The organism is Paenibacillus sp. Marseille-P2973, assembly GCF_018101095.1.
In the GTDB taxonomy this organism is placed as follows: domain Bacteria; phylum Bacillota; class Bacilli; order Paenibacillales; family Paenibacillaceae; genus Fontibacillus; species Fontibacillus vini.
In genome coordinates this window covers 464,957-485,230 of the sequence record NZ_JAGQEH010000003.1, presented here as the reverse complement: position 1 = coordinate 485,230, position 20,274 = coordinate 464,957, and the positions used below count along the sequence as shown (strand labels likewise).

General features: G+C 50.0%; 17 protein-coding genes. All 17 read right to left on the bottom strand.

Features of this window, described 5'->3' with window-relative positions:
- Nucleotides 1-11 precede the first annotated feature (11 nt).
- Nucleotides 12-266 carry a DUF3243 domain-containing protein gene (locus tag KB559_RS09190; RefSeq protein ID WP_211021413.1) on the bottom strand — a complete coding sequence of 85 codons (255 nt, stop codon included), beginning with the start codon at nt 264-266 and terminating at the stop codon, nt 12-14.
- A 111-nt stretch (nt 267-377) separates the two neighbouring features.
- Nucleotides 378-1,145 (bottom strand): elongation factor P 5-aminopentanone reductase, encoded by a 768-nt coding sequence (ymfI, locus tag KB559_RS09185; protein ID WP_211021412.1) that lies wholly within the window; start codon nt 1,143-1,145, stop codon nt 378-380.
- Between the two features lies 1 nt (nt 1,146).
- Complete coding sequence (yfmH, locus tag KB559_RS09180) at nt 1,147-2,427, bottom strand: EF-P 5-aminopentanol modification-associated protein YfmH (protein ID WP_211021411.1); 1,281 nt, start codon at nt 2,425-2,427, stop codon at nt 1,147-1,149.
- 3 nt (nt 2,428-2,430) lie between these two features.
- Nucleotides 2,431-3,711, bottom strand: a complete 1,281-nt coding sequence (gene yfmF, locus KB559_RS09175) for an EF-P 5-aminopentanol modification-associated protein YfmF (RefSeq protein ID WP_211021410.1) — start codon at nt 3,709-3,711, stop codon at nt 2,431-2,433.
- Nucleotides 3,712-3,841: 130 nt separating this feature from the next.
- Complete coding sequence (gene sleB / locus KB559_RS09170; protein WP_211021409.1) at nt 3,842-4,708, bottom strand: spore cortex-lytic enzyme; 867 nt, start codon at nt 4,706-4,708, stop codon at nt 3,842-3,844.
- Nucleotides 4,709-4,896: 188 nt separating this feature from the next.
- Complete coding sequence (locus KB559_RS09165) at nt 4,897-7,563, bottom strand: FtsK/SpoIIIE family DNA translocase (protein WP_247681668.1); 2,667 nt, start codon at nt 7,561-7,563, stop codon at nt 4,897-4,899.
- A 65-nt stretch (nt 7,564-7,628) separates the two neighbouring features.
- Nucleotides 7,629-7,853, bottom strand: a complete 225-nt coding sequence (locus KB559_RS09160; protein WP_211021408.1) for a YlzJ-like family protein — start codon at nt 7,851-7,853, stop codon at nt 7,629-7,631.
- Nucleotides 7,850-8,614: a ClpP family protease gene (locus KB559_RS09155; RefSeq protein WP_373316805.1), complete on the bottom strand. Its 765-nt coding sequence runs from the start codon at nt 8,612-8,614 to the stop codon at nt 7,850-7,852. Before KB559_RS09155 ends, KB559_RS09160 begins: the two co-directional genes overlap by 4 nt.
- Nucleotides 8,615-9,046: 432 nt before the next feature.
- Nucleotides 9,047-10,726 carry a ribonuclease J gene (locus KB559_RS09150; protein WP_211021407.1) on the bottom strand — a complete coding sequence of 560 codons (1,680 nt, stop codon included), beginning with the start codon at nt 10,724-10,726 and terminating at the stop codon, nt 9,047-9,049.
- A gap of 252 nt (nt 10,727-10,978) precedes the next feature.
- Nucleotides 10,979-11,842, bottom strand: coding sequence for a 4-hydroxy-tetrahydrodipicolinate synthase (gene dapA / locus KB559_RS09145; protein ID WP_211021406.1), 864 nt, complete (start codon nt 11,840-11,842; stop codon nt 10,979-10,981).
- 45 nt (nt 11,843-11,887) lie between these two features.
- Nucleotides 11,888-13,108: an aspartate kinase gene (gene dapG, locus KB559_RS09140; protein WP_211021405.1), complete on the bottom strand. Its 1,221-nt coding sequence runs from the start codon at nt 13,106-13,108 to the stop codon at nt 11,888-11,890.
- Nucleotides 13,109-13,338: 230 nt separating this feature from the next.
- Entirely contained in the window at nt 13,339-13,932 is a 594-nt protein-coding gene (locus tag KB559_RS09135; protein ID WP_211021404.1) for a dipicolinate synthase subunit B, read from the bottom strand.
- Nucleotides 13,929-14,828: a dipicolinate synthase subunit DpsA gene (dpsA, locus tag KB559_RS09130; RefSeq protein ID WP_211021522.1), complete on the bottom strand. Its 900-nt coding sequence runs from the start codon at nt 14,826-14,828 to the stop codon at nt 13,929-13,931. Before dpsA ends, KB559_RS09135 begins: the two co-directional genes overlap by 4 nt.
- A 153-nt stretch (nt 14,829-14,981) precedes the next feature.
- Nucleotides 14,982-15,437 carry a dUTP diphosphatase gene (gene dut, locus KB559_RS09125; protein ID WP_211021403.1) on the bottom strand — a complete coding sequence of 152 codons (456 nt, stop codon included), beginning with the start codon at nt 15,435-15,437 and terminating at the stop codon, nt 14,982-14,984.
- The gene (locus KB559_RS09120) at nt 15,421-16,674 is read right to left on the bottom strand and encodes a M16 family metallopeptidase (protein WP_211021402.1); all 1,254 of its coding nucleotides are present in this window, start codon (nt 16,672-16,674) and stop codon (nt 15,421-15,423) included. Before KB559_RS09120 ends, dut begins: the two co-directional genes overlap by 17 nt.
- 125 nt (nt 16,675-16,799) lie before the next feature.
- The gene (locus tag KB559_RS09115; RefSeq protein ID WP_211021401.1) at nt 16,800-17,786 is read right to left on the bottom strand and encodes a polysaccharide deacetylase family protein; all 987 of its coding nucleotides are present in this window, start codon (nt 17,784-17,786) and stop codon (nt 16,800-16,802) included.
- 208 nt (nt 17,787-17,994) lie between these two features.
- Complete coding sequence (pnp, locus tag KB559_RS09110; RefSeq protein ID WP_211021400.1) at nt 17,995-20,100, bottom strand: polyribonucleotide nucleotidyltransferase; 2,106 nt, start codon at nt 20,098-20,100, stop codon at nt 17,995-17,997.
- Between the last annotated feature and the right edge of the window lie 174 nt (nt 20,101-20,274).

The following is a 20,274-nucleotide window of genomic DNA, read 5'->3' as shown; positions in this document are numbered from 1 at the left end:
TTCTGACCGGACTATGCGTTTTTCTTGGCCAGCTTAACCATCAGTCTGGCTATGGTTCGGCGTTCCTCTTCACTGCCCACGTCCCAAATTTCCTTCAGTGCGCGGTTGGACTCGTTTTGAGGATCCACCTTGTCGTCAAGAAACCCGCCGATTTCATAAGCGAGATTAGCGATAGCTTCCTCGCTCATGCCCGTATTTTCCGCGTGTTTGACGCGGTCACCGAGAAACTTTTTCCAGTTATCGAAATTTTTGAGTACTGTTGACATTTATAAATCCTCCTTCGATTGGCGATTTAAAATCAACAGTTGTAATATGCGATGATTGCCGTGTCTTTATTCGCTCAGACGGTCTGGGTAATTCCGTCAACACGAATTCCTTTAAGTTACCCAGCCACCGTTGGGACTAATTATTTGTCCGGTAATATATCCCGACTCCGGCAACGCAAGAAAATAGACGAGCGAAGAAATTTCCTGCGGAGAAGCCAGTCTTCCGGCGGGAATTTCTTCCTCCAGCTGCTTCAGTTCATCTTCGTCAAAACGGGCCATCATTTCCGTCTTTACCGCGCCGGGAGCAACGGCATTCACTGTAACGCCCGAAGGTGCCAATTCTTTGGCCAACGCCTTCGTGAAGGCATTTACGCCTCCCTTGGCTGCAGAATAAACAACCTCGCAAGAACCGCCTGAAATCCCCCATACCGAGGACACGTTAATGATCCGCCCGAACCGCTGAGAAATCATGTACGGCATAAAAGCCTGGCTGCACAGGAATACGCTCTTCAGATTTACGTCCATCACGTCGTCCCATTCCGCTTCATCCACATCGGAAAGCAGTCCGTAATGGGATATGCCGGCGTTATTAACGACAATATCAGGCCTTAACCCATGACTCTCCAATTTATCCTTCATCCGGAGAATTTGTTCCTTGCTCCGTAAATCGGCCGAAACCGTGTACACCTTGGCTCCCTCTTCCATGCACTTGCGGGCGACCTCGTTAGCCGCCTCATGCGAGTTCATGTAGTGGATCACAACATTCATACCAACCGACGCGAATCGGAGCGCAATTTGCGCTCCGATTCCCCTGCTGGCGCCGGTGACCAATACGGTCATCTCACCGATGTTCTTCTCTATCCCATGATTCGATACCATCTTACGGACTCACCACCAGCGAAACGGACAGCTGTTCCCAATCAATATGCTCACGCAGGCGGGTGTTTACCTCTTCCAGCGTCAACGACTCATAGACGGGAAGCACCTGGAACAAATCCCCGCCGCGGAAGCGGTAGCGGGTGAATTCATGAGCAATATTTTCCGGGGAGTTAAGCATTCTTAAATAGCCGCCAATCTTCTTCTTGCGGGCACGTTCGAAATCCTCTTCGCGGAACCCGGCGGCCGTCACGCTCTTGATTTCCTCGGTGATAACCTGCATCAGACGTTCCGGGTCCTTCGTGTCCCCGCCGATCGCGGAAAAGGCATAATTCGGGTTGCTGTTGTACTCGTGAGAGAAGCTGTCGGATATCAAATCAAGATCATACAGCTTCTGGTACAGCCGGGTGCTTGAACCGAGCAACAAGTCCAGCGCCAGCTTGGTTGCAAGATCGCGCCGCAGCAATTCCTCGCCTTCAAATCCCAGCTTGGTTTCCTTAAAGCCGAACAGGCATTTAGGGAGTGACACAGGCAGCTTGGATTCGCGGCGTTTTTCATTAACGGCAAGCGGTTCTTCGTCAAACAGGCGGTCGATGACGCCTTGCGGCTTATATTCCTTGGTGGCCTGGTTTTCCCTAACCAGTTGGAACACTTCCTCGGCATTCACGCCTCCGACGATAAACAGCAGCATGTTGCTTGGATGGTAAAATGCGTTATAGCAGGTATACAGCGTTTCCTTCGTAATCGTCCCGATCGACTCCACCGTACCGGCAATATCGATATGTACCGGGTGGACGCCATACATCGCTTCAATCAGGCCGAAATAAACTCTCCAATCCGGATTGTCGCGGTACATGCCGATTTCCTGGCCGATAATTCCCTTTTCTTTTTCCACATTCTGATCCGTGAAATAAGGATGCTGCACAAAGTTAATCAACGTTTCCAGGTTTTCCTTGATATTCTCGGTGGCCGAGAATAAATAAACCGTCTGATCAAAGCTAGTAAAAGCGTTGGCGGAAGCCCCTTGGGAAGCGAACTTGGCAAAAATGTCGCCTTCCGGCTCCTCGAACATTTTGTGCTCAAGGAAATGGGCGATTCCGTCTGGTACGGAAACCTCGTCTTCTCCGGCTACCCGGAAATGATTGTCGATAGAACCGTATTTCGTCGAAAAGGTAGCGTAGGTTTTCTGGAATCCCGGCTTGGGCAGAACGTACACCTGCAGCCCGTTATCCATCGTTTCGCGGTACAACGTTTCCTGTAATCTGTCATAAGTGATCGCTTCCACCGGTCATCCCTCCTTTTGCCCTGTTAAAAAGTAAATGGTGTCAAGCTGGAACGTTTCGGCCGCATCGACCACGTCTTTCGTGCCCACCTGCTCCACTTGGCTTAACAGCAGTTCCGCCGGGCGGTCTTTCCCGGAAAGTACCCGGTTAAAGTCGTAAGCGATCATTTCAAAGGCCGAATCCTGCATTTCAAGCAGACTGTTGCGGATCATCGCCTTGGTCTGGCTTATTTCAAGTTCAGAGATTTCTCCGGCACGCATACTCGCAAGCTGGGCCTGAATAATGGTAAGCGCCTTCTCGTAGTTCTCAATCTCGATGCCCGACTGAATCGTCATCAGACCTTTATGGCCGTCATAACGGGAAGCCGCATAATAGGCCAGGCTTTCTTTCTCGCGTACGTTCATAAACAGCTTGGAATGCGGATAGCTGCCCAGAATTCCACTGTAAAGCAAGGCGGAGGCATATCGTTCGTCCCCGTAAGTAATCGGCGTGCGAAGACCGAGGTTTAGCTTGCCCTGATTGACGTCCAGGCTTTCTTTGATGGTCCGTACTTCTTTTGAGACAACTTCGCTGTGCTCTGGAGCATACTCTGGCGTAGAGGAGCGCTTAAGATCGAACATCTTCTCTACAAGCTCCTGCACCTCCGAAAGGGAAGTATCCCCGACTACATACAGATCCAGGCTGGCCTGCTCCAGCCAATTCCGGTAAGCGGCGTATAGCGAATCCGGCGTTATGCCGTCCAGATCGCTGCGTTGTCCGAGCGGATGCAGACGGTAAGGATCATCTTTGAACATCTCCTCGATGCAACGTTCCGCTGCGTACCGGATTTTATCATTGATGATGCTCTCCAGCTTCTGGCGGACATTTTCCCGTTCGGAAGTTACATAGGAAGGCCGGAAAGCCCCGTTCTCCAAAACCGGCTTGGTGACGACTTCACCGAGAAAAGCGAAAGACTTTGCCAGCAGCGACTCATCGCTCTGCACAAATGAATCGTTAATGGTATCCATTCTAAATTGCACGATTTGATAATTTCCACGTTTATACACATCAAAACCGAAGCCTGCGCCATAAAGACGCTCAAGCTGCTCCCGGAACTGAATCGTTTCCGGATAAGAGGCCGTGCCCCTTCTTAGGACAAAAGGGGTTAATGCCGTCGTTGTTACCGTCTTGCTGTCCAGCGGGATGCCCGCATACAGGGAAACGGCAAACGTCTTGAAGCGGGTCGTAGGCAGAACATGGATCCGAATATGACCCGCGCTGCCGCGTTCGAAAATCGTCTTGTTCAAGACCAAAACTCCTTTACGAGAGACTATTGGTGCGCGCTGCGATAACAAAATTCAGTTCCATTCTATACCAATTCAAAGGAAAGAAGCAACCTGGCGGATCAAGCGGCTGCTTCTTTTCCATGCGTAAAATTTACATGCAGAATATGTGTTTTCCTATCGTTTTAACTTGAGGCCGAGTCCAAATCCATTTGGAGGTCGCTGTTTCCGGATTAAAATAATACAGACATCCTCCGGTAGGATCCCATCCGTTTAAAGCCTGCTGTACCGCTTTTCGGGCATTCTCATTCGGTTCCAGCCAGATTTGTCCATCCGCTACCGCAGTAAACGCGCCAGGCTGAAAAATTACGCCGGAAGCCGTGTTCGGAAAACTCGGCGACTTCACCCGATTTAAAATGACGGCAGCTACAGCTACTTGACCTTCAAAGGGTTCGCCCCGGGATTCACCATAAACCGCGTTGGCCATGATTTTCAGATCATTCTCCGAGAGCCCCATACCGTTTGACGGAGACAAATCCGTGTTTTCGGCTTTAGGCTTCTCATTTCCGGTTTGTGCCGTTTCTTTGCCTGCTTGACCATTTGCCTGACCAGCTTGTCCTTGTCCTTGCCCCTGGCCCTGGTTGGCATACTCCATGCCGGGCTTCCAAGCTTTTGTCGCATTATATAGCTTCAACTTTGTTTTGGGACCGGCCAAGCCGTCAACCTTCATTCCGAATTCCGATTGGAACCATTTGAGCGATTCCTTTGTTTTTGGACCGAACTGGCTGTCCAGCTTACCATGATAAAACCCTAGAAAAGCCAGGCGCCCCTGCAGCTCATAAACGTCTTTGCCAAACGCACCGTAGTCGATGACCTGTTCGCTAAAAACAGGAACGGCATGCTTGGGCGTTTCTTGCTTCAGTTCTACATCGTTTGATTGACGCAGATAGCTGTATCCGTAAAAGATTCCGAACAAAAGCAGCACTAAACCTGCGGCAAACCATATCTTCATATTTTTCATAACGTTTAGCTCTACCTTTCTATTGTGGATTAACATAGTTGGATGACATTATTATGACAAGCCCAGACCCTTCCTATTCACCGACAGAATTGCCGGAATTGGCGAGCTGCTGCAGCCGGTTAAAATCCATGCAAAAAACCCCGCAGTTATAACGGCGGGGCTTGATATCCTGACTATTTCATTGTCGATCAGGACGAAATTTTACCGACTTTGTACTGATCCATACTCATCAATACTTCCCTCGGCTTGCTGCCTTCATAAGGCCCTACAATGCCTCTGGCCTCCATAGAATCGATTAAACGGGCCGCTCGGGTATACCCGACGCGCATCCGCCGCTGTAGCAGCGATACGGAAGCCTGTTTAGCCTCCAGCACGATTTGTACGGCTTGGTCGTACAATTCGTCCAGCACTTCCTCCTGTCCGGATGTGTCTTCCTCGATCTCCGGAACAAGGCTTTCATCATATTCGGCCTGTCCTTGTCCGCGTACATAGTTTACAATTACTTCCACTTCCTGATCACTCATAAATGCACCCTGCACTCGGACCGGTTTGGAAGCGCCCATCGGCATGAACAACATATCGCCCCGTCCGAGCAGCTTCTCCGCGCCGGCCATATCGAGTATGGTACGGGAATCCACCTGTGAGGATACGCCGAAGGCGATCCGCGACGGAATGTTCGCCTTGATAACCCCGGTAATAACGTCGACGGACGGACGCTGGGTCGCGATGATCAGATGGATCCCTGCCGCCCGGGCCATCTGGGCCAGACGTGCGATCGCGTCCTCCACATCGTTTGCTGCGACCATCATCAGGTCGGCAAGCTCGTCCACGATAACGACGATATATGGCAGCACCGCGTCCGGATTCTCTTTCATCATTAAGTTGTAACCCTCAATATTGCGGGCACCGGACTTGGAGAACAGCTCATACCGTTTCTCCATTTCCACGACGATCTTCTTGAGGGCAAGTGAAGCCCGGCGCGGATCGGTCACCACAGGTGTCAGAAGATGCGGAATTCCGTTATATACGTTGAGTTCGACCATTTTGGGATCGACCATCATAAATTTAACTTCATCCGGCTTCGCCTTATACAAAATGCTCGTTATGATCCCGTTGATACATACGGACTTCCCGGAGCCCGTAGCACCTGCAACGAGCAGATGGGGCATTTTCGCCAGATTGCCGACGATCGTTTGTCCGGAAATATCGCGGCCAAATGCGATGGACAGCTTGGATTCCGCATCCACAAAGGTCGGCGTCTCCATCACTTCCCGCATGGTTACCAGCGATACCTCATTGTTCGGCACCTCAATGCCGATCGCCGATTTGCCCGGGATCGGCGCTTCCATCCGGATGTCTTTAGCTGCCAGCGCCAGGGCAATGTCATCGGTAAGGTTGACGATCCGGCTTACTTTGACCCCGATATCGGGCTGGATTTCATAGCGCGTCACTGCTGGTCCGCGTACGACTTCAAGCACGCGCGCCCGAACGCCGAAGCTCTCCAGCGTAGCTTCCAGCTTGCGGGCTGTCTGCATATAATCAGCCTGATCGCCGGATTTCGCCCCGCCTCCAGGTTTGGATAACAGCCGGAATGACGGCAGCTTGTACGGCTTGGGAGCCGGTTTGGGCGGAGGGGCAATGATTATATCATCCGCCGCACCTTCTAGACTATCCGCTCCCGCTTCCGGGCCTGTCTCCTGCCCTTCGGCAGACAATAAGACGTCCGCGGCTACCGGTTCAAGATCACCGGACAGAGCTTCCATCTCCGCAGCCGGATTACCTTCAAACACTGCATCTTGCAGTTCTTCCGATTCGGGTTCATCCAAACCGGGTTGGCCTTCGCGCTGAATATGGTCGAAAAAGTCCCGGATAATCGGACCCGTTTCAACAGATGAACGGTCAACGGCCGCGCCTTGAATTGGTCGATCATCATCCGCAGGTTCATTCCCGGTAAAACCTCGATACTCCAGTTCATTCCAGTTAATATCTTGATTCCCAGCCGAATCCTCGTCCTCATAAGCGGGATTTTGCTCAGGCTCATGAGCTTCGACCGGTTTCTCCTTGAAACCGAAGAGCTGAAAAAATACCGGCTTCTGTTTCTGCTTGGGTGACGGAACCGAAGGCGATAATTCCTCCTCCTCTTCCTCCACTTCTTGCGGGACGGAGATGACTGGTTTTGGTGTCTTCTTCGCTTTGTTCGTCACGGGCACAGGACGGAGCATGCGGATTTTTTTGCCGAGAAGCTCTCCGAAACCGCCCATTCTGGAACGAAGCAGCCGGACCATTTCCACATATGATAAACCGGTAACCAGCATAAAGCTGATTGCAAGCATGACGATCATAATCAGTTTTGCCCCTGCCATCCCGAATAGCGAATAGAGCAGCGCAAATTCCAGACCGCCTATGTATCCTCCGCTAATATTCAAGTTCAGCAAACTGAATCCGGAATCCGCCGATGCAGGATGAAACAAGGCCCCTTGAAGATCACGATGAATTTGGCCCATGATATTGCCGAAGCTTAATGAGACGACAGGAGACAATTTTTGCCCCATTGCCGAAATCGTACTCATTAATACAAAAGCGAGGACAGCAAGTAAAAATCCGCTGCGGCGCGTTGTCCACTTCGTTGGCCATTTCCGTCTGATCATCACAGCCAGTCCGACAAAAATGCCGATTAAAGGAATCACGAAATAAAACTTGCCAAGAATGAGCGCCGACATTTTCGAGAGCGTTCTGCCGACGGCTGCCTCCCCGGACAAGGCAATGATGGATAAAGTGATCAGGATGATCCCATAAATTTCATATTTGAGCATACTTCCAAGAGCTGCCTTTTTCTTCTTACGTTTGCGTGCCAAACAGGAACACCCCCCAGATGAATATTATACCATAATCACCGGAGGGTACCATACATATGTTCCCGCTATCTTAACGGAACGGGCAAAAAAGCAATTTGACTTCCCGGAGCGTAAGCCGGGTTTAAATAATCATCTAAACCGCATCGGAGAAGACGAACAATGGTGGCACGGTTTCCCGGCTCCATACGTACCTGCATCAATATTCCGCCAACCTCGATCTCATTGTACATATCGTTAATTTCCGGCTGTTCCCAATAAGCCTCTTCGGGTATGATCGTATAGTGGGTCATTGCGTAATCCCTCCTGCAGGCTGTACATTCCTCCGCGATTCGATCAGGGTATTCAATTTACTCAACCCTTCGCCGATACCGCCGATACCGTCAATCAATCCGTATTTGACCGCATCATTGCCGCCAACAGCCGTACCGATATCCCGATTTAATTCTCCCGTTTTGAACATCAGCTCTTTAAAGGTATCCTCAGGAATCCGTGAATGCGCAGTAACGAAGCGGACTACCCGCTCCTGCATCTTTTCGATGTATTCAAAGGTTTGCGGTACTCCGATGACAAGTCCGGTCATCCGGATCGGGTGAATTGTCATCGTCGCGCTTTCGGCAATAAAGGAAAAGTCCGAGGCTACGGCAATGGGCACACCGATGCTATGCCCTCCTCCAATGACAACCGTAACGGTCGGCTTGGACAATGAAGCTATCATTTCCGCGATGGCGAGGCCCGCTTCCACGTCCCCTCCCACCGTATTCAAAATAATCAGCAGACCTTCAATCCGCGGATTTTGCTCCGCGGCCACGAGTTGGGGAATCAAATGCTCGTATTTCGTCGTTTTATTTTGTGGAGGAAGCACGAGATGTCCTTCGATCTGACCAATGATCGTCAAACAGTACACATTTGATTCGCCAGGGGTAGGCACGGCGGTTTGTCCCAGCTGTTGAATGGCTTCAGTTACCGCCGCGGTCTTTTTTTCCGAATCCGGCTGTACCGGTGGCATTTCCGCCTCCTGGTTCGCCGCTGATCTTCCGGTTTCTTTGTTCATGTCGTCACGCTTCCTTCCAGCCCTCGGGCCTGTTGTCGTCGCTTGCGATCCATACATGAGCTAGTATGCCGACCTTCTCCCGGTCTCTATTCCCGCCGAATTACTGTCAGCTTCAAGAGGTTGTTCAAAAAGTCATCTTTCCATGACGAAGCAGATCAGGATCAAAATTCGACGTCGAATCTTGAATTCAGCCGGGCCTTCCGTTGCTCACGTACCTTATGTACGCTCCGCTACTCAGTCCCTATCTTCATCCAACCTTCTTGGTCCTGAAAACCCGACTTTTTGAACACGCACTTCAAACCAAAAAGTCCCTTACCATAAGCTTCTGAAACTCAACTCAAAAAGCCTCCTCTCCCGCAAGGAACCGTCCAATATTACCGGCAGGAGAAGAGGCGACTGTGTGCCTAGTTATAAATTTGTCATAGCCGCCAATCAAACTTCCATAATAATTGGAAGAATCATCGGTCTGCGGCGGGTCTGTTCATACAGGAATCGACCCAACGAATCCTTCACGCTTGTTTTGAGCGATGCCCATTCGTTTACGTTCTCGCTCATCAATTTCTCCAGCGTACTGGAGACGATCCGGTTTGCTTCATCAAGCAGACCTTCGGATTCACGAACATAGACAAAACCTCTGGAAATGATGTCCGGTCCCGATACGATCGTGCCATCCTGTTTGCTCAAAGTTACAACAACTACGAGAATTCCGTCCTGGGACAGCAGCTTGCGGTCGCGAAGAACGATATTACCTACATCGCCTACGCCGAGCCCGTCGATCAGGACATTACCGGCAGGTACTTTACCGGCTTTGCGGGCAACCCCGCCTTGGATTTCAACGATATCCCCGATATCGACCAGGAAGATGTTCTCCGGTTCGACACCGACCGATTGCCCAAGCAGCGCATGCTTGCGAAGCATCCGGTACTCGCCGTGAATCGGAATGAAATATTTAGGACGCATCAGGTTAAGCATCAGCTTCAGCTCTTCCTGACTGCCGTGTCCGGATACGTGTACTCCGGAATTGGAACCGCTGTATATAACTTCCGCTCCCAGGCGGAACAATTCATCAATAGTTCGTCCAACATACTTCTCATTGCCGGGTACCGGGGTAGCCGCAATGATAACCGTATCGCCAGGCAAAATATCCACTTTGCGGTGAGTCGAACGCGCCATACGCGTCAACGCCGACATCGGTTCTCCCTGACTGCCTGTACATAAAATAACGACCCGGTCCGCCGCCATTTTATTCACTTCTTCAGGTTCGATCAAAATGCCGTCCGGAACATTCAAATAACCGAGTTCCGAAGCGATCGATACTACGTTGACCATACTGCGGCCAATAATCGTTACTTTGCGTCCCGTCGAGAATGCAGCGTCGATGACTTGCTGAATCCGATGCACATTCGATGCAAAGGTCGCCACGACGACGCGCTGCTCCGCTTTACGGAAAATATCGTCAAGCACGATCCCTACGTTTTTCTCCGAAGGGGTAAATCCCGGTTTCTCGGCATTTGTACTATCCGACAGCAGGGCAAGTACGCCCTTCTTTCCGATTTCCCCCATTCGATGCAGGTCGGCAAATTGATCATTGACTGGAGTATGATCGAATTTGAAGTCGCCGGTGTGAACGACATTGCCTTCCGGCGTCTCGATGCACACTCCGACGGAATCGGGGATACTGTGGTTCGTTCTAAAGAAAGTGGCTTTCATCGACGATCCCAACTGAATCTCCGAGTCAGCATGGATCAATACCCGCTTCGTATCTCCGAGCAATCCGGCTTCCTTCAATTTGTTCTCGACAAGGCCCAGCGTCAGCTTTGTCCCGTAAACCGGAACATTCAAGTTTCTGAGCACATAAGGCAATCCGCCGATATGGTCTTCATGGCCGTGGGTCAATACGATACCCCTTACCTTGTCACGGTTCTCCGTCAGGTAAGTGATATCGGGAATAACGATGTCGATACCGAGCATGTCCTCTTCCGGAAATTTCAAGCCGGCATCGATAACGACGATGTCATTACCATACTGGACAACATACATGTTCTTCCCGATTTCAGCGACGCCGCCCAGGGCAAAGATCATCAATTTATCAGTATTCATTTTTTTAGACAAGTGAATCTAACCCTCCTATTATTTTGGACGTCATAATTTGTAAATGAAAATGCACCGATCAGTGCTTTTCTTATATTAATTGTTAATTAATAAATCACCGCACCCAGTCACTTGAAACCATTATACATGATTAATTTGGCAAAATACAAGTCAGCCGCCTGCCGCCTTCATAACGTTACCTTGCTCCATCGTAAAAAAACCGATGCCTCTAAGACGGCATCGGTTTATGGAAATGAAACATATTTTTGGCTGTTAGCCAAGAAGAGCGCGGATTCTGGCCGCTTCGTCATCGTTTGGCGGAATCAGGGGAAGACGTACGGAACCAACAGATTGTCCCAATTCGTTAAGCGCATATTTTACGGCTACCGGACTTGGACATTCGAATAAGCCTTTGAATACCGGAAGCAGCTTCTGATGTAACTTTGCCGCATTCTCTACATTCCCGGCGACAAACGATTCAATCATTTCTTTCATGGCTGGGCCGACAATATGGCCGGCTACGCTAACAACGCCGTAAGCGCCTACGGAAATGGCAGGCAATGCGGATGCGTCGTCACCGGAATAAACCTTGAAGCCTTCCGGGGCTTCTGCGGCAATTCCCGCCACCTGCTCCAACGGAGCGCATTCCTTCGTCGCAATGATATTCGGGATTTGCGCCAGACGAAGCGTTGTTTCTTTGCTAATGCTGATCACGGACCGGCTTGGTACGTTGTAGATCATGACCGGCAGCTTCGTTGAGGTCGCGATCGCCTCAAAATGACGGTACAGCCCTTCCTGATTCGGCTTGTTGTAATAAGGAGCCACAAGCAAGAGTGCATCTACCCCGGTAGCTTCGGCATCTTTCGATAACTGTATCGAATGAGCCGTATTATTACTACCCGTTCCCGCAATAATTTTACAGCGTCCGGCCGCATGTTTGACGGCAAAAGCGAACATTTCCAATTTTTCCTTATCGGATAAAGTGGGAGACTCCCCTGTTGTTCCGCAAATGACAAGACTGTCAGACTTTTGATTATCAATCAAATAATCCATAAGTCGTGCGGTTTGTTCCCAATCGATCTCATTCTTGTTATCGAAGGGAGTTACCATCGCTGTTATCAATCTTCCGAAATCCACGTTGTCTCCTCCTTAATATATATGACTAATTCCCTACGGAGCTTGCTACTTGCCAAGTTCGAATTTGGCATGCAGCGCACGTAGGGCTTGCACCATATCTTCTTTGTTCACTAGAACCCAAATCGTCGTATTGGAATCGGCCGATTGGAGGATCTGGATTTTCTGTTCGGTAAGCGCCTCTACGATCCGGGCCATGATTCCCGGTACACCGTTAATGCCTCCGCCGATGACCGATACCTTGGCGCAGCCGGATAAAATCTGAGGATGAAGTCCCAAATCGTCCAGAACCCGGCGAGCCTTAGCGGCCTCGCTGTCAAAAACGGTATAAACCGCCCCTGACGGGGTAACATTAATAAAATCGACGCTGATCGCATTCTCGGCCATCGCTTTAAACACCTGCAACTGCAGGTTGTCCGAACCGCTGCCGCCGGCTTCAACCTTGATCTGTGTCACGTTAGCCACATAGGCGATTCCGGTCACGAAACGGTCGACAATCCCGATTTGCACGTCTTTAAAACCTTCCGGATTGGCAACCAGGGTACCTTCGCTTTGAGAAAATGTGGAACGAACCCGAACCGGGATGCCGGCTTGCATGGCGATTTCTACGGCGCGTGGATGAATCACCTTCGCCCCCTGGTGGGCCATATTGCATATTTCAGCATAGCTGACATAATCAAGCTGCTTGGCGTCTTCTACAATTCTCGGATCGGCGGTGAGGATTCCGTCCACATCGGTGTAAATGTCCACCATTTCAGCATGCAGCGCCGCACCCAGCGCCGTTGCCGAAGTATCGCTTCCTCCCCGGCCGAGCGTAGTAAAGTCGCCGTTCTGGTTTTGCCCCTGGAAACCGGTAACCACGACCACATCATGGGTCTGCAGTTCTTCCAGGACCCTTGTAGGGACCATATCCAGAATTCTGGCATTGCCGAATTGACTGTCCGTCCGGAAACCAGCTTGTGCTCCGGTTAGCACGACGGAGCTGATGGATTGTTCTTGCAGCAAACTGCAAAGCATGGTTGCCGAAATAATTTCACCGCAGGAAAGCAGTAAATCCTGTTCGCGCGAAGGCAGCGAGCCTCCGCCTGAAGCTATCAAATCCAAAAGAGTATCCGTGGCGTAAGGATCCCCCTTACGGCCCATAGCTGAAACCACAACGATAAGCCGGTAACCGTTATCCAGTTCCCGGCGGATATGCGAGATGACATGTCCTCTGGCTTCCTTTGTCGAGAGTGACGTGCCACCAAACTTCTGCACCAAGATGCGCATGGGTATTCCTCCATTTTAAGTAAGCGGAGTAAAGCAGTTCTTCATTCCGTTGTTCTAATGTGTGTTCATTTGCAGATAATTCGAGACGATCCACAGGTTCAGTTTCAAGGAACCTGAATCGAATCGTCCCCGAATATCTTCTTTCTCGTTTCACGATCCATTTTTCATTTCTTCCAAAGTATATCCGTTATTTCGGAGTTTGTCGATTTGCAAAGTTTGAATGAGTTCAATCAGTCCCGAAATCGTTCAATGATCAGCGGCTGAAGCTGTTTCCCCTCGATTGCCGCATAGCAGGTTTCCGGCACAAGTTCCATTCGCGCTACGAGCGAATTTGGTTTGTTATCCGGGTTATCCTGTCCGAATGGAACGAAATATATATTTTTGGCAACGATCAATTTGGCGATGTTCGCCATATTGAAGCCCAATCCGTCGTTGGTCGAAACCGCAAGCACTACCGGGCGCCCGTTGCGAAGCGTCGCTTTGGCAGCCATCAGGACAGGACTGTCCGTAACCGCATTTGCCAGCTTGCTGGTCGTAGTCCCCGTACAAGGAGCGATGGCCAGCACATCAAGCAATTTGGTAGGTCCGAGCGGCTCCGCGTCGACAATTGAAGAAATGATATCATTCCCTGTTATATCTTTCAATTGCTTTTGCCAATGATCCGATTTGCCGAATCGGGTATCCGTGCTCAGTACGGATTGCGAAATGATCGGCACCACTTTGGCGCCGTCATCGACAAATCGTTGGATCTGAGACATAACCTCAGCCAAGGTGCAATGCGATCCCGTCACAGCATAACCTACTGTTTTCCCCTGCCAATTCACTCTTCATCCCCCCGTAAATGAAACTCTTCCATAATCGACTGACTGAGCGTTTTCGCCATGATGATTCCAGCCGTTTTGGGAGCGACGATTCCGGGCAAACCGGGAGCAAGGAGCGCCTTGATTCCGCGCTTCTCGGCAAACCGGAAATCCGTTCCGCCGGGAGCCGAGGCAAGGTCGATTATAACTGCTTGACGGGGCAGTTTCGAGATGATTTGCGCTGTGACTATCATAGTCGGAATTGTGTTAAAAATCAAGTCAATCCCGACTCCGTAAGCGTTCAAATCCGTTGCCGCAAAAGGCTTCCAGCCCATTTGCACCGCCCTGGCCACATCGGCCTCCCTGCGTACTCCCACCTGTACATTCGCTCCCAAACCCTGCAGAGTTCTTGCCAGTGTAAAACCTGTTCGCCCTATTCCTAGAACCATGCAATTGGAGCCGTGGATGGTGATATCCGTGTTCTGGATCGCCATCATTACCGCTCCTTCGGCCGTCGGAATCGAGTTGTAGATCGCTACATCATCTCTTTCCAACAGTTCGATCAAGCGAAAACCGTATTCCGCTCCCATTCGCTTCAAGAAACTTTTGGCTATTCCCGTATAAACCAAAGTACCTTCCTTTATCGCTGAAAACAGTTCCTTCTTCAAGACCAGATTATCTTTGGAGAACGGTGCGGGTATCTCTCCCTGATCGGAACATCCTACTACGGGAAGCACGATCACGTCCGCTTCCTGAAGCAGCTCCGGGGTCAGCGTTTCAAGAGTGACGCCGGCAAGCGGGGTGTCCAGGGTTTCAAAGCCAACCACCCGCACCGCAGCGTCCAACTCCACACATTTGTTAATCACTTCCACCTGGCGGGCGTCTCCGCCCAGAAAGACGATGGTTAGGCCAGTTAGCATCAACTTCGGCACTCCTTCCAGGCAATACAATATAGAGCATCTTATGCCGTGGCCTACAAAGTGGTGAAAACCGGGAGACGAATAATACCTTATTCCCGCGAAAAAAAATAAGGACCCCGTCACTGAGTGACGAGGTCCTTAACGGTTTTTGATTCATTTGGTTCCGGTGTGGCCGAATCCGCCGGCGCCGCGGACGGTCTCCGACAATTCGTCAACCCGGGACAAATTCACTTCCGGAACGATCTGGAAGACCATTTGGGCAATCCGCTCATTTCTCTTGATCGTGAACGGCTCCTGTCCGAGATTAATCAGAAGCACTTTAATTTCGCCTCTATAATCGGCATCGATCGTGCCTGGCGTGTTGAGGCAGGTAATGCCATGCTTGAACGCAAGCCCGCTCCGAGGGCGAATCTGAGCCTCCAGACCGCCGGGCATAGCGATGGCTATCCCGGTAGGCACTAGCTGACGCTCTCCCGGGTGCAGCACCAGTTCCTCGGTTACCGCAGCATACAAATCAAACCCTGAAGCCAGCTCCGACATTTTGCGCGGTAACTCAATGTCTTCATTTCCCGCAATTAATTGAATCTGAACATCATACGACAAGTTCATCTCTCCTTATTCCCGACAGCACACGATCCGAAGCACCTACCATAGCAAGCGCATACGGCTGGTTAAACATCGTTTTGAGCACCTCGTTCACATTATCCATAGTCACATCTTCAATGCGGGCAATCATTTCGTCAAGCGTATAATGGCGCCCCAGCATCAATTCATTTTTGCCAAGCCGGTTCATCCGGCTGCCCGTACTTTCCAGGCTAAGAATCAAGCTTCCTTTTAACTGCTCCTTGCCTTTACGGAGTTCACTCTCACTGATGCCCTTTACGGCTACCTCATGCAAGATCTCTTTTGTCAGGTCCAGCACCTCTTTAGTTTGTTTAGGTGCGGTCCCGGCATAAACGGTAAACAAACCGCTATCCGCATGGGAGCTATGGTAGGAATACACCGAATAGGCTAGGCCTCTCTTTTCGCGAATTTCCTGGAACAGTCTGGAGCTCATGCCGCCGCCCAAAGCATTGTTCAGCAGTACCATTGCGTATTGGTTCGGATCCCCGATCGGAAGCCCCGGGAAAGAGAGGCAAATATGGTTTTGTTCCGTCTTTTTGCGATGAAATTTGAGTCCGCCGAGAAAATCGGGAGCGCTCAAAATATCGGCTTTCCCCCGGTTTGCAAAATCCCCGAAATATTTCTCGAGCAGCTCAAGAATTGAATCATCGATATTACCCGCGACGGCGATTACCGTATTCTCGATCGTATATTTCTCGTTCATGTATTTGCGAAGATCCGCCGGACCCATGGCCTGCAACTTCTCTTCCGTACCAAGTATGGGCAGAGCAAGCGCATGGCTGCCATAAGCCGCTTCCGCGAGCAGGTCATGGACCATGTCGTCAGGGGTGTCCTCATACATTGAGATTTCTTCTACGATTACATTCTTCTCTTTGCGCAATTCTTCTTCATCGAACAAAGAACGGAAAAACATATCCGAGAGCACATCCACCGCGATCGGTAAATGCTCATCCAGTACTTTGGCGTAATAGCATGTATATTCCTTGGACGTAAAGGCGTTCACGTTACCGCCGATGGCATCGAATTCCTCGGCGATATCCTTGGCGCTGAACCGATCCGTACCCTTGAACAACATATGTTCGATAAAATGCGAAATACCGCCCATTTCAGGCGTTTCGTTACGGGAACCCGTCTTTACCCATATGCCGAACGACACCGAGCGGCAGGTCGGTATTTTCTCCATAACCACCCGAAGGCCGTTTTTTAGTTGCGTTTTATTCACGAATGGCCCTCCTAAAAGTTCTGCTTATGTTCTAGCTAGCTTTGACTGAATAAAATGCATAGCAGTAAAACTATCTTCGAAAGGAATCAAATGCAACAATATCCTATCAAAAAAACACCGAATCCTCAACTCCCCGGCAAAACCACCCGGTCACTGGACAGCGTTTCGTCTACAGTTCCTAACTGAAGTCCTTTTTTACGGATGACCTGAATCATCCCCTTAAGCGCATCTCGCGAGGAAGCTGTGGGATGCATTAGGATAAGCGAACCCGGCTCTACTTTGCTTGAGATTCGAGATATAATCGTTTCCGCTGGCGGCTTCCGCCAATCGATCGTATCTACAGTCCACAACACCGTTTTTAAACCTTGTTCGGCGGCCAGACGGACGGTCCGGTCATTAAAGTCTCCGGATGGAGGAGCGAACCAACGGTTGTCTACCCCAAGTTTCTCCTTGAGTACATCCTTCGTTTTAGAGATTTCAAGCCTGGCCCTGCTGTCGTCCAGTTGACTCATGTTAGGATGCGAATAGGCATGATTCTCAAGCTGATGGCCGCGTTTTTGAATCTCCAGCGCAATATCGGCATTCTTTTTCAACCAGCTTCCATCAAAAAAGAAAGTCGCCTTCACTTTGGCCTCATCTAACGTATCAAGCATCGGAACGATATACTCGTTGCCCCAAGCGACGTTGATCATAAAAGCGACCATCGGCTTGTTGGGATTCCCCCGATAAATCGGGTGAGCTCCCAAATCATCGAGGTTAATCTTAGGCTTGATTTCCTTATACACATATTCAATTTCCGTACCTTCCGGCTTTAATCTCGCCTTTTGGTAAGTGCTCTCAATGTCAACTTCCAGACCGTTGTACCCGGGAATCGCCCGCCAAACCCGATCAACAACTGCATCCACCGGCTCAATCCTCCGCTTGGCTGCCTCTTCCTTGATCTTAGCCAGGAGTTCACCTTCTCCCCGGCTGTCCGCGAACCTTCCGAAAGCGTCTTGGCCGCGATCCTGCCGGCCTCCGCCATCTACGAAAGCATGGATTCCGGTAAATTGTCCAAGCACAAAGACCAGAATCATGCAAAAAAATACCAAAGCGACCTTTTTCCGATTCATGACAGACTCATCCCTTCAGAGGGTTTTGTCCTCATCTTATGAGATTAAGCAGGCATTTATGCGGACAAGGGGAACTTCGACTCCCCATTTTAATAGAATCACATAACACACACGCTTCTGTAAGCAAAATACAAAGGAGTCAAAAATAAAAAAGAGCCAGAAATATTTCATTCTGCCTCTTTTTTGCGTTAGACCATGATGCAAGAAATCAGGATGGCGATTTCTCCGTTTCAGCGGTCAATACCGCTTTGCGGGAAAGATTAACCCGACCTTGCTGATCGATTTCGGTTACTTTTACAGTGACGGTATCCCCGATAGCTAACACATCTTCCACTTTAGCCACGCGCTCAGTAGAAATCTGGGAAATGTGTACGAGACCGTCTTTACCCGGCAGAATCTCTACGAAAGCGCCGAATTTCTCGATCCGTTTTACGGTACCCACATAGATTTCTCCAACAACTACTTCCTTCACAATGCCTTCGATAATCGAACGGGCCTTGTTGTTCATTTCTTCATTAGTAGAAGCGATGAATACTCGTCCATCTTGCTCGATATCGATTTTCACGCCGGTTTCTTCAATAATTTTATTGATGATTTTACCGCCGGCACCAATAACGTCGCGGATTTTGTCAGGGTTGATATTCATGATCATAATCTTAGGCGCATAAGGAGACAAATGTTCCTTCGGCTTCTGAATGCGATCCATCATCTTGGACAGGATGAACATGCGGCCTTCCCGAGCTTGAGACAAGGCATCGGTCAGAATCTGGCGGTCAATACCGTCGATTTTGATGTCCATTTGAATGGCAGTAACACCTTCCGATGTACCGGCCACTTTAAAGTCCATATCTCCGAGATGATCTTCCATTCCTTGAATGTCAGTAAGGATGGATACATGCTCGCCGTCCTTGATCAAGCCCATTGCCACACCGGCTACCGGCGCTTTGATCGGAACACCAGCATCCATCATTGCCAGCGTGCTGGCGCAAATGCTGGCTTGCGAAGTCGAACCGTTGGATTCCAACACCTCGGATACGAGACGAATCGTATACGGGAACTCGGATTCCGGAGGAATTACTTTGGACAACGCTCTTTCGCCGAGTGCGCCATGTCCGATTTCACGACGTCCAGGAGCGCGGAGCGGACGAGCTTCCCCTACGCTGAACGGAGGGAAATTATAATGGTGCATGAACCGTTTCGATTCTTCCAAATCGATGCCGTCCAGAATCTGCACATCGCCCAAAGCTCCTAACGTACAAATGCTGAGCGCTTGAGTTTGACCACGGGTAAACAGACCGGATCCATGCGTACGCGGCAACAGGTTAATGTCGCATTCGATCGGACGAATTTCATCCAGCTTCCGTCCGTCAGGACGAACTTTATCATGCGTAATCAGGCGGCGCACTTCTTCTTTGACGATGTCGTGCAGCACTTCCTTCACGTCGCCAAGAAGTTCAGGAGACTCTATGTACTTCTCCACAAAATGGGCTACCGTTTCATCGTTAATTACGTCGATCGCATCCTGGCGCTCATGCTTTTCAACGATTTTAACAGCTTCCACAAGTCGTGCTTCGGCAAACTCGCGAACCTCGCGGTTTACTTCTTCATTGACAGCGTGCAGCTTCACTTCCATCTTCTCTTTACCAGCTACGGCAACCAGTTCTTCAATAGAAGCTACAATGTTCTTGATCTCGTCATGGCCGAACATAATCGCTTCCAGCATAACTTCTTCCGGAACTTCGTTGGCTTCCGCTTCCACCATCATAATCGCGTCTTTAGTACCTGCAACCACGACATAAATGTCGCTGGCTTCCTGCTGGGCGATATTCGGGTTGATAACGAATTGTCCGTCCACACGACCGACAGCTACTCCGCCGATCGGGCCGTTAAAAGGTACGTCGGAAATGCTCAGCGCTGCGGAGGTACCAATCATAGCGGCGATTTCAGGCTCGCAGTCCTGATCCACGCTCATTACGAGATTGACGATTTGTACGTCATTGCGGAATCCTTCCGGGAACAATGGCCGGATCGGACGGTCGGTCAAGCGGCTGGCGAGAATCGCTTTTTCGCTCGGACGTCCTTCTCTTTTAATGAAGCCGCCGGGAATTTTACCTACGGCATACAACTTTTCTTCATAATTGACTGTAAGCGGGAAGAAATCAAGGTCTTTAGGTTCCGCCGAAGCCGTTACTGTACACAATACAGCGGTTTCTCCGTATCGTACCATTACTGCAGCGTTCGCCTGTTTAGCCAAACGTCCGGTTTCCAGTATAAGAGGTCTTCCCCCCAACTGCATTTTTACATGTTTTTCCATGAAATCCCTCCTTGTCACAATTAACAGTTCGGTACAAGTCTCATTATTTCCTGCTTTCATCACATTCATAAACATAGATTATCAAGCGGAAAGGTTTTAGCTAATTCAAAAGACTTGTCCCTCACAAAAATATCCTTCTACACACCAAGAAAACGCCTTGCGGCGTTCGTGAAA

Bases quoted from the DNA above. Each gene is read 5' to 3' on its own strand.
- KB559_RS09115 (WP_211021401.1), bottom strand. From the start codon at position 17,786: ATGAATCGGAAAAAGGTCGCTTTGGTATTTTTTTGCATGATTCTGGTC.
- KB559_RS09190 (WP_211021413.1), bottom strand. From the start codon at position 266: ATGTCAACAGTACTCAAAAATTTCGATAACTGGAAAAAGTTTCTCGGT.
- KB559_RS09155 (WP_373316805.1), bottom strand. From the start codon at position 8,614: ATGAACAAAGAAACCGGAAGATCAGCGGCGAACCAGGAGGCGGAAATG.
- ymfI (WP_211021412.1), bottom strand. From the start codon at position 1,145: ATGGTATCGAATCATGGGATAGAGAAGAACATCGGTGAGATGACCGTA.
- dut (WP_211021403.1), bottom strand. From the start codon at position 15,437: ATGAACTTGTCGTATGATGTTCAGATTCAATTAATTGCGGGAAATGAA.
- KB559_RS09160 (WP_211021408.1), bottom strand. From the start codon at position 7,853: ATGACCCACTATACGATCATACCCGAAGAGGCTTATTGGGAACAGCCG.
- dpsA (WP_211021522.1), bottom strand. From the start codon at position 14,828: ATGCTAACTGGCCTAACCATCGTCTTTCTGGGCGGAGACGCCCGCCAG.
- dapG (WP_211021405.1), bottom strand. From the start codon at position 13,108: ATGCGCATCTTGGTGCAGAAGTTTGGTGGCACGTCACTCTCGACAAAG.
- pnp (WP_211021400.1), bottom strand. From the start codon at position 20,100: ATGGAAAAACATGTAAAAATGCAGTTGGGGGGAAGACCTCTTATACTG.
- sleB (WP_211021409.1), bottom strand. From the start codon at position 4,708: ATGAAAAATATGAAGATATGGTTTGCCGCAGGTTTAGTGCTGCTTTTG.